10 protein-coding genes are annotated in these 16,817 nt (G+C 46.4%); 9 read left to right on the forward strand and 1 reads right to left on the reverse strand.

Annotated features, from left to right (window positions below; all coding sequences use genetic code 11):
• Window positions 1-93: 93 nt before the first annotated feature.
• The 9 genes from DC345_RS13145 to DC345_RS13185 all read left to right on the forward strand — a co-directional run bounded on the left by DC345_RS13145 (window position 94) and on the right by DC345_RS13185 (window position 15,688).
• Window positions 94-1,605 (forward strand): extracellular solute-binding protein, encoded by a 1,512-nt coding sequence (locus tag DC345_RS13145; RefSeq protein ID WP_113053477.1) that lies wholly within the window; start codon window positions 94-96, stop codon window positions 1,603-1,605.
• 333 nt (window positions 1,606-1,938) lie between these two features.
• Window positions 1,939-3,114 carry an S-layer homology domain-containing protein gene (locus DC345_RS13150; protein WP_113053478.1) on the forward strand — a complete coding sequence of 392 codons (1,176 nt, stop codon included), beginning with the start codon at window positions 1,939-1,941 and terminating at the stop codon, window positions 3,112-3,114.
• A gap of 19 nt (window positions 3,115-3,133) precedes the next feature.
• Window positions 3,134-6,874, forward strand: coding sequence for a DUF5704 domain-containing protein (locus tag DC345_RS13155; RefSeq protein ID WP_258530647.1), 3,741 nt, complete (start codon window positions 3,134-3,136; stop codon window positions 6,872-6,874).
• A gap of 178 nt (window positions 6,875-7,052) precedes the next feature.
• Window positions 7,053-9,104 (forward strand): type I pullulanase, encoded by a 2,052-nt coding sequence (gene pulA / locus DC345_RS13160; RefSeq protein WP_113053479.1) that lies wholly within the window; start codon window positions 7,053-7,055, stop codon window positions 9,102-9,104.
• A 361-nt stretch (window positions 9,105-9,465) separates the two neighbouring features.
• Window positions 9,466-12,345, forward strand: coding sequence for a type I pullulanase (gene pulA / locus DC345_RS13165; protein WP_113053480.1), 2,880 nt, complete (start codon window positions 9,466-9,468; stop codon window positions 12,343-12,345).
• A gap of 280 nt (window positions 12,346-12,625) precedes the next feature.
• Window positions 12,626-13,258 carry a 50S ribosomal protein L25 gene (locus DC345_RS13170; protein ID WP_076287804.1) on the forward strand — a complete coding sequence of 211 codons (633 nt, stop codon included), beginning with the start codon at window positions 12,626-12,628 and terminating at the stop codon, window positions 13,256-13,258.
• A gap of 263 nt (window positions 13,259-13,521) precedes the next feature.
• Window positions 13,522-14,040, forward strand: coding sequence for a hypothetical protein (locus DC345_RS13175; protein WP_113053481.1), 519 nt, complete (start codon window positions 13,522-13,524; stop codon window positions 14,038-14,040).
• A 271-nt stretch (window positions 14,041-14,311) separates the two neighbouring features.
• Window positions 14,312-15,277, forward strand: a complete 966-nt coding sequence (locus DC345_RS13180; protein ID WP_113053482.1) for a helix-turn-helix transcriptional regulator — start codon at window positions 14,312-14,314, stop codon at window positions 15,275-15,277.
• Window positions 15,278-15,325: 48 nt separating this feature from the next.
• A complete protein-coding gene (locus DC345_RS13185) occupies window positions 15,326-15,688 on the forward strand; it encodes an HIRAN domain-containing protein (RefSeq protein ID WP_113053483.1) in 363 nt (120 codons plus the stop codon).
• Between the two features lie 23 nt (window positions 15,689-15,711).
• Here DC345_RS13185 and DC345_RS13190 read toward each other — a convergent pair whose 3' ends face one another.
• A complete protein-coding gene (locus DC345_RS13190) occupies window positions 15,712-16,812 on the reverse strand; it encodes a glycosyltransferase family 4 protein (RefSeq protein WP_113053484.1) in 1,101 nt (366 codons plus the stop codon).
• Window positions 16,813-16,817: the final 5 nt, after the last annotated feature.

Genomic DNA, 16,817 nt, shown 5'->3' on the forward strand with positions numbered 1-16,817 from the left:
AATCAAAAAAATCTGGGGATAACAGCGATCAGAAGGTTGTTCTGTCATCGGAGTGCTTATGTACATAACCTTTATCCAAAGGAGAGATGGTTCATGAGTCCAAAAGGTCGGATGTCCCGTTTAGGCGGATTGGTCGTGGTTGGTGCAATGTCCGCCGGACTGCTTGCAGGCTGTGGGGGAGAAAAAGCGCCTGCGGCAGGTGAAGGCAAACTTCCCATTTCGATTTCTTTAATGCAGGTTGGTGATGTGCCAGCCAAGGAGAACGGGATTGAACAAAAGATTGAGGAATATACGAATACCGATGTCAGTGTACAATGGATTCCGCAATCTGCTTTTGATGATAAAGTGAACGTCATGGTAGCTTCGGGCGAGATGCCGACCATTATGCGCGTGAATTATGTACCCACAACATTTAACGCAGCCAAAACGGGGCTGTTCTGGGAAATTGGACCCTACCTGAAGGATTATAAAAACCTCTCTGCCCAATCCGAGGCTTATTTTGACAATATCAAAATCGAAGGAAAGGTGTACGGGGTACCCAACTTCCGCGATATCGGGCGTACAGCCATCGTGTATCGTAAGGACTGGTTCGACAAGTTGAAGTTGGATGTACCAAAAACGCTGGATGACTGGTACGAAGTGATGCGCTCCATTCGCAAGGATGATCCTGATGGTAACGGTAAGGAGGATACGTATGGAACAGTACTGTTCAAAAAGTACAATGAAGGTGTATCCTCGCCGCTGACACGAATCGCCGTAAGTATTGGTGGGGTGAACAAGTGGGGTGTGGACGATGCGGGTAAACTTACCCCTGAATTCCTGACCACAGAATATATGGACACAATGAAGCTGTTCAATCGTCTGTTCAGTGAGGGATTAATCAACAGTGACTTTCCTGCACTGGACCCTTCCGATGCGGATAAAAAAATCGACTCCGGTCTCGTAGCTATGAAGTTGAACGGTGTTGCTCAGAACGGAAAATCATTCCAGCAGCGGCTGACACCAAACGTGCCCGATGGTGAGATTGATGTGGCCCCGTTCCAGGGACCCAATGGCATTCGAATTGCCGGGGAACCGGGAAACTATGGCATGCTTGTCATTCCCAAAGCTTCCGTACCGGATGAAGAACAGTTAAAACAGGTGCTGACGTTCCTGGATCAACTGATGGACGAACCGCTGAGTACACTTCAGCTGAGAGGTCTGGAAAATGTGCACTATACGAAGACTTCGGATGGCAAAACCGAGTTCAAAGACTTCGACGGATACCAGCGTGAAGTGAAGCCTTATCGTGACAATCTGCTAAGCGTTGAAGGCTATAACGTGCCTGAGCTTGTCGATGTACCAATCGGTATGAAGGGCACAAAGATGGCACGTGAGAATGAGCAGTATGCCATTCCCAATCCGGCGCTGACCTTGTCTTCTGCCATCTATACTGAGCGTGGCCAGGAGCTGGACCAGATGATCTGGGATGCACAGACCAAATATATTATGGGCAAAATCGATGATGCTGGATGGGAACAGGAAGTGGCGAACTGGAGAAAATCCGGTGGCGACCAGCTCATTTCCGAATTTGAAGCGTCTTATGCTCAGCTAAACGGGAAGTAATAGAACTGGTGAAAAAAAGAGTGGTCAAATGGAATGGAATCGTTTATTCTATGAAAGAGTAATGTTTTTACAAAATTAAACAGTAATTACACCTTAAAGAATAAGGCTATGGATCTGCGGATTCGTGGCCTTTTTTTGTGCATTAAGAGGTGAATTAGTTCTTAGGGAGGAGGTATGCCTTTAAAAAACAATACCAATCGCCTAGATTGACATGGTAGAATATTGATTATTATGACAAATTTAGGTTTTGTTTTGAAAAGAAATACGAGAGTATTAAACAAGCAGTATTAAGCAGTAGTTTACCCCATATTAAGGTACATAGGAGGAAAGAAAATGAAAAAAGTAATATTAACAGGAGTGGCTGCACTAACTCTACTTTCCGCACAAGCATCTATCGGCCCACAACCCGTAAAAGCTGCAATTAACGACGACATCAAGGTTGTACAAAAATTCAAAGACATTACTGGCCATTGGGCAGAATCCAGTATCCTTCAGGCTATTCAGCGAGGCTATGTCGATGGTTTCCCAGATGGGAAATTCCTCCCCAATAATGTAGTTACCAGAGCAGAATTCGTGAAAATGACGGTATCTGCTTTAGATCTGGGGGTCGGCTCTGCATCCGGGAGTTGGTATACCTCGTACATCAACGCTGCCCAAACAGCAGGGATCTATAAAGCAGGCGACTTTTCAAATTCGGATTGGACTAAGCCGATGTCTCGAGAGGAAATGTCAAAAGTAGCTGTCCGAGCACTTGGTGTTACCGACGTTGAAGACAAACAATGGATGTACTTGGCTACCAAGAACGGTATTATCACAGGCACCGCACCAGGTGAAATCTCGCCAGAGGGAACTACAACTCGCGCTCAAGCAATTGCTGTTATTGAACGGGTTTTATCGATAAAGGATGGTAAGACATTGGCATCCGATAAGTATGCTGTCGCGGCTGCGGAACTGTACTGGCACAAGACCAATATTTTCACTGTTGCAGAAGAAATCTTTAATGGTCCGAAAAACTCCAATCACAGATTTGGTATTAAATCATGGAAACAGTCGAATCTTATCGTCTCAGCCCCTAACGGTTCTGTTCAGGGTCGCGTAAACAGTCTGATTGCGATTGATTGGAATGATCCGAAAGACCCGAATCGAAAACTGCTCCCATCCAAAGATAAGTTCTTCTGGCTCTACGGGGGACAAGAACAGAAATTCTCTGACAATGATGAGTGTTATATCTTGTTACTTGACTCCGAACTGACAGTTAATAAGAATCCACAAGGATATAGAACGAACCGACTTGCCCTTTCTGTTCTTGGCTATGACGGTACACCTAGTAAAGTAAAAATTAATCAAGCAATGCCTATTCGCTCTAACGATCCCAAAAAGGAAATATACGGCTTAGTGATCCCTAAAAAAGCTCTTTATTATGATGGTTCGGTACAAGTTTTAGTAGAAACAATTACCACTCCTGGAGTTACTGTCTATCAAAAAAAATTAGCACAATCCGAGCTTTAAGAAGTTAGGAAGTGGTCCTTTGAAGAACAGAATTCTTCCCATTGTGTTGTTAATGCTTCTCCTTTCGCAGTTGCTACCAACTAGCATTTTTCTAAACACCGTATCAGCCGCAGGAGAAATTACAGAGATCATAGCGTATGAGATGAAAGGGGACGCTGACGATTATCTTTATGGAGGGCTTTATTTCTCGGATAAGCCTACCTTACCAACCGTTCCAATCGTGGTGCCCTCAAAGCCTGGCAAAATCATTAAAAAGATGGAGTGGATAGACAAGGACGGTAAGGTACTCCGTTCAATATCCATCCCTACAGGTAAAACTGAAATTAAAGCATCTGACAATTTAAAAGATACTTTAAACGGCACGAGGTATACTGTTCGTTCTAAAAATAATTCTAATTACGGTGGAATTTACTATTGGGACAGATGGACAGCTGGTGATTCAGGAAACTTTAATGGTAAGTATTGGCGCGCCGGGGGCGGACAAGTAAGTGTTTATACCAGTGAACCCGGACCAAACTGTCCAGGTGGTGTGCCAACCGAAAACAAAAACCCAAACACGGGGCAAAGTTTTAATGGGAATCTGCCACGTTATCCTGGGTGCACGGACCCTAACTTGGCTGCCAATATTCCACGTACGGAAGCATTCTATATCGTTGCTAATGGAGATTCTCTACATGATTTATGGATTAGGGATGGAGGGATTTCTAAGACTGATGTAAAAGCATCACGCACCATAATTGACTCCACTAGTCCAATTAATGATGTACATGGAACTCAAGGTTATACTGATCCAAGTACAGTTGCAGGTCAAGTAATCGACGTGCCAAGTTTGAACTTAATCACAATTAGTTTTAAACAAACATTTAATAATGATACTTATAGTAAATACTGGGCGAATCCAGGTGCAAAACAAGTATGGTATTTCTCCAAATTTAGAGCTGACTTTGATTCCTACACTTACGTATACAAGGATAAAAAATTGAAAGTCACGTATGCAGATGGGACATCCGGACTTGAGATCAGCGGTAATATTTGCGTAGCGCCAAACGGAACAACTCAGTTAACAGCAACTTTGACAAAGGTAGATGGAAGTGTTTGGCCCCTACAGAGCCATGCCAAGCTCACGTGGTCAAGTTCTAACACATCTACAATGACGGTTAATAGTTCTGGATTAGTAACAGCGGTTGCCCCGACTGGCACAGCAACGATTACTGGACACTTTGTTGACGCTACCCAAGCGCTTGATGAAAAGGATACTTTTGAGATGACAGTTGGCTCGGGGGCTTTATGCACCGACAGTGGCGGAGGAGGCAATCAACCTGAAATTCCTGAAGGTAATGGATCGGGACAATGCAGTTGGACGATTGGAAGTCCCTCTCAAGGAACTGTTATGAAGCAAAGTCACATGGATCCAGGTGCCAATGGGGTTATTCGGGCTGACGATAGGGATTCCGAAAAATTCGATGTTCTTAAGGGGATTCCAACATCTGAATCTCTTTATACCAATGCGTTGGCTGATGAATATTTGTTCAAACAGGATTGGGGGAAAATGTCTGGAAAGACCACATATGACTGTACCGTCGAAGTTACGTACGCACGTCAATGGACAGTACCCGGTCCTCAAGTATGTACTGAAACGGGTTGTACTCCAGGACCTCCGGTGACAAAAACGGATACTCAGTCCAAAACCTATACATTCCAATTATTTAGGGATTACTCATACTGGCAAATTAATAATTTGGAAGTATACAAGATAAATCAGGCTGAAATGAGTAACTACGCCTTGCCCGGCGGGAAGGTCACCATGACACCTTCAGGGTATACGCCACCATCACTTGATTCGAGTAATGATGCAGATGTTAATAGTCACGTTAGACCAGCCAATACTTCATCAATCACTTTTACTCCACCACTTCTAACAGGGGGATTGAACTCCCCGCCATCTCTTCCGGATCACACATCCACGCTTAAAGGGATGGCTGAAAGCAATACGCCTCAAAGTAAAGTCAGTAACGATATGGTCAATTTTAATGGCTCAACGATCATGAGCTCTTCGGAAACGACGAAGGATGGGCCAATTCCGTCTAATATACCTAACCCAACTACTATTAACCGTGATGTACTGTATAAGCCTAATAACATGATCAACAATACGCTCATAAATAAGGCTAATACCACGAGTTCCGGCGAAATTTATTACGAATTGTTGCCGGGCAATGTAAATGGGGGAATCAACAAAGTTTTTCCAATCAACGGCATAAATACGGTCACGGTACATACGCCTGTCGTGAACTACGCTTGGGTATCGGATGACCAGCCGCATAACCAGAAGACGATACCGAATGCAAACCGGGCAGCGCTCATTCTGGAGCGTCCTTTTATCGTAAGAATCCCGACCTCGGGGCAGCATTTGGATGCTGGGAGTTACCCCGGCTATGGCAACCGGGACTACGCCAAGTATTTTCGCATCAAGCAGGTGCGATTCCCATTCGATGTCTATAACGAAGGCCGCAGCCAGTTCATCCCCGCCAAGACGTGGGTGGATATTCCAGTGAATCAGTTGGATACCCCCTTTTATCTTCCGGTTTGGGTGGACGAAGGGGATTACGAAATCGAGTTTCGCAATATCGCCGAAAATGCACCTACGAACTTCACTGAACAGCAGGATGCTAATACGAATCTGGCGCATCATGTAGCGGCAGATACGGTACCTGTGGAAGTCATTGGACGGTTGTATGATTTTCGTGTGACCGATATTTCCGACTATAACTGGGAGAACGTATTCCGTAAGCAGATGGGCCGTCCAGAACCTACGGGAGTCGGTTATTGGACGGGTCTTAACAGTATTGATGGTGACCCCAGGGGGAATTTAGCCCCGTTCATTCTTCCGATACGTCCAGGCAGTCATCCGGTGCAGGGGTTCAAAAATGTGTCAGTCAAAACGGGATACCATATCAAGTTTGATCTCAAAACCAAGGGTAATATGTTTGGCAAGCAGGATGGTGTACGAATTACACCGAGTTTCCATTTTGTGAGTCGGGATGGTTCTTCCCGCCAGGAAGTGGATCTGTACTATCACCGGGGCCAGGAACGCCTCATTCGCATCGGATCGGCGCAGGATTTGGAGAAGCGCTTTGTTGTTCTAAACGCGCGGCTGCGGAATGTACCGATTACGGAGCTGGGGGATGCAGCTAGGTATCGATATACCTACGAGCTGACACCGGAGGAGCAGAGCCAGAGTACCCTTGCGGAATACATGGTCGGTTTCGTGGATCAAACTTCTCACCAGAAAACATGGGTGGGCCGTTATGATTGGCTGATCCTATCCTCGCCGATTCGCACACTGATTGGACCAAAGACGGACATCCCACCTGGCGTCAATGTGGACCGGGCTAATGCAGCCATCCAGCGCTGGTATGGAGAGTACAGTCTGCCAGCCGATGTGTACGCCGTACAGAAAGGAACCGATCTCGAATCACTCGCCAGACAACATCCTCTGGATGAGCAGTCGGCGATCTTCCTGAAGGACGGTCATATCGTAGTCAACTTCAATATTGAGAGTTTGCAAGGTGGCAATACGGTTGCCCCGCACCTGCAATATATTTATGCCCCATTGATGAATCAGTGGCAGATGGAGGGCTTTAACCGGAGTCCGGAAAACAGCCAAGGCAGAAACTGGTCGCTGAAGGATGGTGATGTTGTGTTTTACCATGCGGATCAGTCCAGCCGGAATGATTTTCAATCCAAGGTTCCTCATTAGAGAAAAAGGGCTAATCCCTCAACAAGCTGTGTTTTGCGTGAAATGACGTGAAGCATGGCTTGTTTTTTAATGTTCTTTTTCATCCCCGAGATTATGGTTAGGTGACAGAAGGGGTATAAAAGGTAAGGAGCCTTTGTTCACATCCATTTTATTGCTCATTGAGAGGGGAATACACAGCATGATTGATGACCATCACAAGTTAGACGTATTAAACGTAGTAGATACATACCAAGGAAGAGATCTGGGTGTCACGATGGAACCACAAGCCTGTAGTTTTAAAGTGTGGACGCCTGCCGCAAAGCAGGTAGATGTGCTGTTATACCCGCCTTCAACAGGGGGAAGTCCCAATGAACAGAAGAATCAGGATGAACAGAAGGAACTAGCTATGAACAAGCAGGATCAGGGCATCTGGTCCCTGAAGCTTGAAGGTGAATGGAGCGGTTATCGTTATATGTACAGATCTACCTTTGAGGACGGACGGCAGGAGATAGCGGTTGACCCCTATGCACGAGCTGTGACCATGAATGGAGAAAGAGGAGTCATCGTTAGGCTGGAACAGACGCACCCGAATGGCTGGAATGAGGATATTCGTCCAAAACTGGCAAGCCCGGTAGATGCGGTTTTGTATGAGCTGCATGTGCGCGATTTCTCGATCCATGAGTCATCCGGTATGAGGCATAAAGGAAAGTATCTGGCTTTTACCGAGACAGGTCTGCGTGATTCAAACGGGAATACACTGGGAATCGATCATTTGGTTGAGCTGGGAATCACTCATGTACATCTTCTTCCGGTATTTGATTTTGCGACAGTGGACGAATCGAAGGCAGATGACGGGACTTCCGATTGCTCACGTTATAACTGGGGCTATGATCCGCTCCACTACAACGTTCCAGAAGGTTCCTATGCATCCCGTGCAGATGAGCCGGAGACAAGAATTCGAGAGTTCAAATCGATGGTGCTCGCCCTTCATCAGAAGGGTATCGGAGTCATTATGGATGTGGTGTACAATCATACGTTTGATACGGCAGCCAGTTCATTTGAGAAGCTTGTTCCAGGATATTACTACCGTCAGCACCCGGATGGCACGTACAGCAATGGATCAGGTACAGGCAATGAAGTGGCTACAGAACGCCCGATGGTGCGCAAATTCATTATCGATTCTGTACGCTACTGGGCAGAGGAATACCATGTGGACGGGTTTCGTTTTGACCTGATGGGTCTGATCGACACGACAACGATGAAAGAGCTCGCAGCAGAACTGCATGCCGAGGTTTCTCCATCCATTCTCTTATACGGTGAACCCTGGGGTGCGCTGGAATCACCCCTTGGGGATCAAATGACACTTAAGGGAGCACAGCGTGAAGCTGGATTTGCTGTATTTAACGATAACCTCCGTGGAGCGATCAAAGGCGATAGCGATGGAACGGGAACCGGATTTGCTACAGGAGCGGAGGAAAAAGAAGACGATATATGGAAAGGTGTACGTGGAGCCATTAACGATTTTACTGCTGGCCCGTTTGAAACGATTAATTATGTAACCGTTCATGATAATCTCAACTTGTGGGACAAAGTCGTCCAAACACAAGGATTGCACGATACGCTGGGATTTATCACACATAGCGAGGATGGTCGTGTGAAAGGCAGCGCCAATGTGGAAGAGGCTGTACAGCAGGCGAATCCGTATTTGCAGGTTGACCCGGACCACATACTGGAGAATGAAACGGTTCGGCGCTGTCTGCTTGCTAATGGCATCGTATTGACTTCCCAGGGGATCCCATTGCTTGCGGCTGGAGATGAACTTCTGCGAAGTAAATATGGCGATGCGAACAGTCATGAGAGTGGAGATTCAGTCAATGCCATTCGATGGGAGCAAAAGCAGCAGTTTAAGCCTGTTTATGATTACTATCGTGGCCTGATCCATATTCGGCGCGAACATCCTTCTTTTCGTCTTCGTACCCGGGAAGAGATTGAGAAGCATGTTCGATTGCTAGAAAAGGGAAAAGGGTTGTTAGCCTATGAACTGGCAGGAACGGCTGTCGGAGATTCATGGGAACGGATAATCATTATCTACAATGCTTACAAAGAAACCCGTACAATCTCCATTCCTTCAGGTGCATGGAATGTGGTTGTAGAGCAGGGGCAGGCTGGCAATGAGACGCTGCGTACAGCCAAAGATGGTCAGGTCAGCGTTCCCGCTATATCCATGACGGTTATGTATGCAGGTGAGTGAACGTTCACATCGCTCGCTAAACCTCAACAGGCATCAGGGCATCTTGCCGACCTAACAAGAATTAGTTGTTTGAAAACAGTAATGTTGCACCCTTTCTCCATTGTGGAGCGAGGGTGTTTTACTTTTTTTGTCTATCTTTTCATCAGGACAGGTACAAATGCTGTCAATCTATGGCGCTTGTTTACATATGCTGTATCTTGAAAGCGATTGCTGTGAGGAATTGCATCACATTCAATATGCTAATTGAAAGCCTCTGCTCAACCGATATGTTGAGTACAGACAACCCCGGGTTGACAAATGACGTCTCGCTCCGTAACATCGGGACAACACGAAATCAATGGATATAAAGGCGGTGGGAACGATGCCGGAATGGACATCTTTTCGTTATGAAGGCAACGATCTTGGCTTAACATATACGCGTACAGCAAGCACATTCAAGCTGTGGGCACCTACAGCTCAGCAGGTTTCGTTACTTATTTTTGATGATGAGGGACGTTACGATGCAACTGGTAAAGTAACCGAGCATGATGATGGACAGATAAGATCGATGACCCGTGACCCGAATGGAATATGGAGTGTACAACTTGAAGGGGATTGGGACGGACATTATTATATGTATCACATTACGCATGATGATCAGCATATTGCAGTGGCTCCCGATCCTTACGCTCGTGCTGTATCGGCGAATGGACAGCGAACAGCCATCATTGACCTGGATACAACCAATCCAGTGGATTGGGAAGAGGATGTGAAGCCCGCATTTCTGCGTCCGGCAGATGCAGTTTTATATGAATTGCATGTGCGAGATTTCTCATCCGACCTACATGCCGATATTCCTTTTAAGGGCAAATATTTGGCATTTACTGCTTCCGGGTTGACGGACAGAAGCGGCAACTCCATCGGAGTAGACCATCTTGTTGAACTCGGCATCACACATGTGCATCTTCTGCCTGTAGCGGATTATCAGACGGTTGATGAATTGGCAGCGACAACGAGCGCCGGTTCAAATACCAAATTGCCATACAACTGGGGATATGATCCGCAGCATTACAACGTGCCAGAAGGTTCCTATGCCACCAATCCGCGTGATCCTTCAGTTCGAATCAAGGAGTTCAAGGCGCTTATTCATTCCTTGCACCGACAAGGCATTCGCGTTGTGCTTGATGTGGTATACAACCATACGTACAGCGTGGATGATGGACCTTTTGAACGGATTGTGCCAAGTTATTATTATCGTTACCGTGAGGATGGCACATTGAGCAATGGTTCGGGTGTAGGCAATGAACTGGCTACGGAGCGCCCCATGGTGCGAAAATATATTTTGGACTCTCTCCTGTATTGGGCAGAGGAATATCATGTGGACGGATTTCGCTTCGACCTCATGGGTCTGATCGATACAGACACGATGAACGAAGTGGCCCGTGAGCTGAGAGAACAGATTGATCCGGCTTTTCTGATCTACGGGGAGCCGTGGACAGGCGGAGATTCACCTCTGGATCGGAAAACGTTAAAAGGAACACAACGAGGACAGGGATTTGCCGTTTTTAACGATCATTTCCGCAGTGCCATCAAAGGGGATAGTGATGGGATTGGCAAAGGTTTTGTTACCGGAGCAGACGGTAAGGAGTATGAAATTGCCATGGGTGTAGCCGGAGCGCTGGATGATTTCACATCTTCACCAGTGGAATCCGTCAATTATGTAACGGCACATGATAATCTCAACTTATGGGACAAAATTGCAACAACGATGTACCTCAGGCATGATCTCGGTTACCCGGTATGGAGAGATGGGCAGCCCGTAGAAGGAGGCAGTGCAGAATCGGCGGTTAAAGCAGCAGACCCTTATCGTTATGTTGATGCGGATGATGTACTCGATCATGAGATGGTCCGTCGTTCCTTGCTCTCAACAGGGATTTTGCTTACCTCACAGGGTATTCCATTTCTTCATGCAGGGGATGAGATGCTGAGATCCAAAGCAGGAGATCATAATAGTTATCGCAGCGGGGACGCCGTGAATACGATCACTTGGGCTAACAAAGCTCGATTCAGACCTGTTTTTGACTATTATCGCGGCCTGATTCATCTGCGGCGCACACATCCGGCCTTTCGCATGATTAACGCCGAGCAGGTACGGAATCATCTTCGCATGATTCGTGCAGAAGGAAATGTAGTTGCATTTACACTGGATCACGGAGCAAATCAGGATACCTGGAATCAGATCGTGGTGATCTACAACGGAACGGGTCAGCAGCAGCAAGTAAGTCTGCCGGAGGGTGATTGGCATATTGTTGTGAATGATCACCAAGCAGGTACAGACCTCATTGAGACGGTGAGCGGAACCGCAAGGGTAGAACGATGGTCACTGATGGTACTGTACGACACAGAATATGCTGGCGGTGCTGAACCCGCTGTGATTGAGATCCATTCGCCGCGTCTTGTTTACAATGCCGGAGAGATTGCTGGTTTGCGAGCGTCGGTCAGAGACCGTTTTGGTAATGTGGTGGAGAATGCATTTGTGACCTGGAGCTCTTCGAACCCAAACATTATTGCGATTCAATCTGATGGGACAATTCATACGGGGGAGACTGGGGAAGCAACGATCAGCGTCCAATGTGGCACGATTACCACAGAGTGTACGTTGCAGGTGGACCACCTCCATCCGGAGCGGATTGAAATTATAGGGGAATCGGTAATGTACACGACACGTGTCAGTCGATTTCGCGCCTTGGTTCTGGATCAATTCGGCCAGCCTTTGCAAGGGATGAATATACGGTGGAGCTCGTCTCATCTGGATCATGCAGCGGTCAGTACTGCAGGAATCGTACGTGCTTTAACGCCAGGGTCTGCCCAGATTATCGCGGAGGCTGGAGGGATTCAGGCATCGCTGAATATCAAAATCCACAAACCAATTTCGCGGATTGTTACTCTCCGATATGAACGGGAAGATCAGCATTATGAGGGATGGGATGTCTGGGTATGGGGCACAGGCATGGAGGATGGAGCTGTCCCCTTTGAGCGAGTGGGCGATGCAGCAGAAGCCCGTTTTCGAGTGGCTGCAGGACTGCATCATCTGGGCTTAATCATTCGGCTGAATGAATGGGAAGCCAAAGACACCTGCGGAGATCGTTATGTTGATATCGGTCCTGAAGACGGAGATGTGCACATTATCGTTCACAGTGGGTCGGATCAGATGCAGGTTATCCGTGAAAGTGATGAAGAGGATGATCGTAACAGCGCATAACTGGCAAGATTATTAAGTTCATACCAATGATTAAAAATAGATGCTTAACAAGCGGTCGGAAGGTATTCCGGCTGCTTTTTTGTTCATCAAAAAGGACCATTTTCACCCGGAAAATAAAAAAACTCTACATGTCAGTGTTTGAGATGGTCTTTCATTGGGGTAAATATAGATATGGCCCCAGATTCGGCCACGCACGAAAAGGCCATTCTGGTCTAAAGAGAGAAGCTTATGGCTTCCTAACAAATATAAGTAAGGATCCCTTGAAGGAGGATGTTCAATCATGAAATCCAACGGAAAAATGGCTCAACTTACGGCAACACCAAGAACTGAAAAGAAAGGTGCAGCATTGCGCCTGTTAAGACAAGGCGGACGTGTTCCGGCTGTCGTTTATGGCCCGGGATTGGAAGGTGCCGCGATACATGTAGATGAAAAGGAAGTGCTGAAAGTAGCACGTACAGGTCGCTCCGAAATGTTCAACCTGAATCTTGAGGGTGGCAAAACGGTTCCAGTGCTGATCAAGGATCAGCAGGAACGCAACGGACGTCTGCTGCACGTGGACTTCTTGCAAATTTCTAAGAACAAGCCGATCAGTGTTAGTGTATCGATCGACTTCCAAGGTACCGCAGCCGGCTCCAAGGCAGGCGGTGTGTTCCAGACACAGGAAACTCAACTGGAGGTCGAAGGACTTCCGGCTGATCTGCCAACTTCCATAGAGGTGGATGTTAGCGGACTGGAAATTGGTGATCGTTTGACAGCTGGAGATATCAAGCTCGATAAAGGTCTGACTCTGGTGACATCAGGTGATTCCATCATCGCTTCCGTGATGCCGCCACAAGCGGCTGAGGAAGAGCCTACGGCTTCTGCTGATGAAGCAGCACCGGCAGCACCCGAAGAACCAGCTAAAGAAGAATAGGGAGTTAGAATATTTATTATTCTGTATCTCAACCAAGCCCGGTCGTGATGACCGGGCTTTTTTATATTGGAAATGGACCAAGTGGAGTCGCAGGAGATGCGCGATAATGAATGTCGTTTTAACTTATGACAGATGGTTACATAGTTTTTATTTGGTATGATGACAGTGCCCTGTTTGCGTGAAACAGCGTTACAGTATACTATGATTCGGAGTAGCAGCGATTGACTTCGGAATAATTTGCATAAGAAAGCAGGTTTCACAACATGTTTGATCCGACGATTTATGACAATCTGAAAGTAGGCTTCGAAAATTACCTATATGATCTCGATAATTTGGATGAACTTATTTCCATAACGGATCGGAAGGATCAGCTTGAGTTGGCCCGTATGTCCAGAGAGTTGGTACTGCAATTCTGCCTGCGAGATTGCCCTGACGTAACAGGCGAAGTGGTGCTAAACACATCCCTTGCGGATCTCGCGTCAGAGATTATGGAGACACAAGGAGGTCTACCAGGCTGCCGTTTGCGGCTGCGGTTCAGAATGGTTATTCAGGAGCCTGAGATTCAATGTCCGGCGATTAACTCCATATTACAGGAGAGCTGGCCGGAACAACGAATGAAGCAGCATATTCATTATGTATTTGAAGATCAGCCAGCAACTTACGCTGTCACAGCTGAAGTTCATTTTGACCGCAGTGTGAATGAAGATCAGATGGGAGATATTCCTGATCTGTGCGACCATATGGTCAATGTGCTGACTAAATTATTGCAACTGCACAAATAAACAAGCGAAAAAGTCTTGTCTCTGGTCAAAGAGACAAGATTTTTTTTGTTTTTTTTTAATGCCAAATAGGCTATCAGGCGTAGGTATAAGGACTTGAGGTTAATATTTTACGCAAGCAAGTAAGAGAATGTATATTTAATAAGCCGAATAAGTGCGATTGAACTATACGCATAAGGTGAAATTGCGAAAATAAGTTTGGGACTAAAGATTTAGTACCGGACTAAAGGAACTAGTTTTCCTTGCCGATAAAATATCGAAGGGGAGAAACTACATGACAGAGAAATTAATTCGTCTTCTGCGTATACTTCAGGCTATACAAGCGAATCCCGGAATTTCCGCCAAAGAATTGGCGTTGAAATGCGGTACAACTGTGCGCACGATTTATCGCGATCTCCGAATTTTGGACAGGGTTGCCCCTATCATGAATGAAGGTTATGGCAAGGGGTATCGGTTCATTGGTGAATTTGCCATGTATCCTCTGGATTTTACCGAACAGGAAGCGATGGTGTTCTCCATGCTTCCATCCGTGGTGGATACTTCGCAACTCCCGGCTGAATTCGATTCAGCTTTTGATAAGGTGATGACAGCCCATACTAAAATGAAATCGAGAAACAGTGACATTGTAGAAAATATCGCAGGCATTATTCGTATGGGTACACCTGCATACCGGGAAGAAGGGAAGTATCCCAATTTGCTTATTCCAGTGATTGAAGCCATTCTGGATCAACAAATGATTCGAACCCAATATCACACGCTTACGAAAAATGAAATAACGGTCCGCGACATTGACCCCTATTACCTCATTCCGCGCGATCAGCGTTTCTATTTAATCGGTTATTGCCACTTGCAGAAGAAGGTCCGTTTGTTTCGGATCAGTCGCTTTCTGGACGTTATACAGACCAATACCCATTTTGTTATGGGTGATTTCAACATAACGCAGTTCATGAAAAACACGTGGTCCATTGATCGTGGGGATAAACTGATTCATTTTAAAGTAAGGTTCAGTAAAGAGGTTGCCCCCTACATAAAAGAAGAAGAAATGTTTGTTCGTCCACGAATGACGGATATGCCTGATGGCGGATTGTTATTTGAAGTAACGCTGAACAGTAGTCGTGAGTTCCTGAAATGGTTATATCAATTTGGCCCCGAAGCGGAGGTCCTTGAACCCCGAGAATATCGTAAAGAAATTCGTAAACAACTCATAGAGTGGATGAAGCATTATGAGGAAGATCAATAATTTTATCCATCTAAATTTTTAAAAAAAATGTGTAAAAGGAGCTTATTGATGAGTACCAAATTATTTGCAGCCATGTATGGAATGGAGCATTATCATGGTGTAGAAGCTTTAAACGTAGGCGATATCCTGTTTCTGGTCAAAGACCCCGACAATCGGGTGGATCCCCGAGCCATCAAGGTAGTGGTTCCTCCTATTGGGACCGTTGGATATATTGTTAATAATCCGCTACTCGTGCCTCACGGCTGCTGGACAGGCTCGGGAATTTATGATGCTTTCCGCCAACAAACCTGCGCTAAAGTGAGGTTTGCCATGAAAGATATGATTATTGTGGAGTTAATTGAAATGATGTATGTTCCTGTTCCGCATATGGATAGCTTTATTGCAGACTGGCAGTCTCGTGAAAAAGCTTAACGAAAGTACAGGTTCAACAAGATTTATCCCCGGATAAGTCTAGTATAGGCTGCTTCAAGATGCACTGCTGTTTGGGCCCAACTGAACTGTTCAACTGCACTGGCACGACCAGCTTCTCCAAGCGAACGAGCGAGAGAAGGATTGTCTGCCAGCTTAGTCAGGTAAGCAGCGAAACTTCGGGGGTTGTGATACTGTCTCACAAGGTATCCATTACTCCCCGATACAATGATTTCACGAATGCCTCCATTGTCTGAAGCAATGACGGGCAGTCCTGAAGCCATAGCTTCAACATTAACCAGCCCGAAGGCCTCATGTTGTTGGGAAGGGCACACCAGACAGTCCACAGCCCGGTACAAACGGTCAATGCGCTCATGGTCGATCTGACCTCGGAAGGCAGCATCAACCTTCAATTTTCGGGCAAGCTTCCGCAGTTTGCGGACGTAGACATGAGGTCCTTTACCTGCAATGATCAGTTGCACGGATACCTGATGCTGAATAAGAGCTACGGCACGAATCAGTATGTCCACACCTTTGCCGGGAATCAGTCGGCCTACATACAGAATGGAGAATGGCCCTGTAATAGCGAACTGCTTCCGCAGAAGCTGCTGCTCTTCTCTAGCTGCAGGCAAAAAACGGCTTAAGTCTACCCCAAGTGGTACAACACCCATCCGTCGTTTCAAGGATGGGAATCGGCGCCCCAGCCTTTGTCTAAGGGATTGACTATTGACGGCAATCCAATTCGCTTTTTTTAACAGTGCTAATCTTGCAGGTCCTGGTTGTGCAAAGGTTAACGAGTGAAGATAGAGCACCACAGGCAACGTAGGGAATGCGCGTTTAATTGCAGCCATACTATGAGGTCTGTTGTCTACCTGAATAAGATCGAAGGGTTGGATTTTCAGAAAACGGATCACTGCCCTTGTGTACTCGCTGGGGCTGGTTGCTGGTACACGACGGATCGTTATGCCATCTATGTGCTCTGCAATGGCAAGATTAGGCATCTGGCGGCTTATGATTGTCACCTGGTGACGTAGAGCAAGTTCACGAGCAATGCCGAGGATGCAGATTTCGACGGATCCGTTACCGGGGACTGGCAATTTTTCAGGCGCTATCAGGGCTATTTTCATCAACA

The organism is Paenibacillus taichungensis (genome assembly GCF_003287275.1).
Classification (GTDB): Bacteria; Bacillota; Bacilli; order Paenibacillales; family Paenibacillaceae; genus Paenibacillus; species Paenibacillus taichungensis_A.

Excerpts from the sequence above, each read along its gene's own strand:
- DC345_RS13145 (WP_113053477.1), top strand. The coding sequence starts at position 94 with ATGAGTCCAAAAGGTCGGATGTCCCGTTTAGGCGGATTGGTCGTGGTT.
- DC345_RS13150 (WP_113053478.1), top strand. The coding sequence starts at position 1,939 with ATGAAAAAAGTAATATTAACAGGAGTGGCTGCACTAACTCTACTTTCC.
- pulA (WP_113053479.1), top strand. The coding sequence starts at position 7,053 with ATGATTGATGACCATCACAAGTTAGACGTATTAAACGTAGTAGATACA.
- pulA (WP_113053480.1), top strand. The coding sequence starts at position 9,466 with ATGCCGGAATGGACATCTTTTCGTTATGAAGGCAACGATCTTGGCTTA.
- DC345_RS13170 (WP_076287804.1), top strand. The coding sequence starts at position 12,626 with ATGAAATCCAACGGAAAAATGGCTCAACTTACGGCAACACCAAGAACT.
- DC345_RS13175 (WP_113053481.1), top strand. The coding sequence starts at position 13,522 with ATGTTTGATCCGACGATTTATGACAATCTGAAAGTAGGCTTCGAAAAT.
- DC345_RS13180 (WP_113053482.1), top strand. The coding sequence starts at position 14,312 with ATGACAGAGAAATTAATTCGTCTTCTGCGTATACTTCAGGCTATACAA.
- DC345_RS13185 (WP_113053483.1), top strand. The coding sequence starts at position 15,326 with ATGAGTACCAAATTATTTGCAGCCATGTATGGAATGGAGCATTATCAT.
- DC345_RS13190 (WP_113053484.1), bottom strand. The coding sequence starts at position 16,812 with ATGAAAATAGCCCTGATAGCGCCTGAAAAATTGCCAGTCCCCGGTAAC.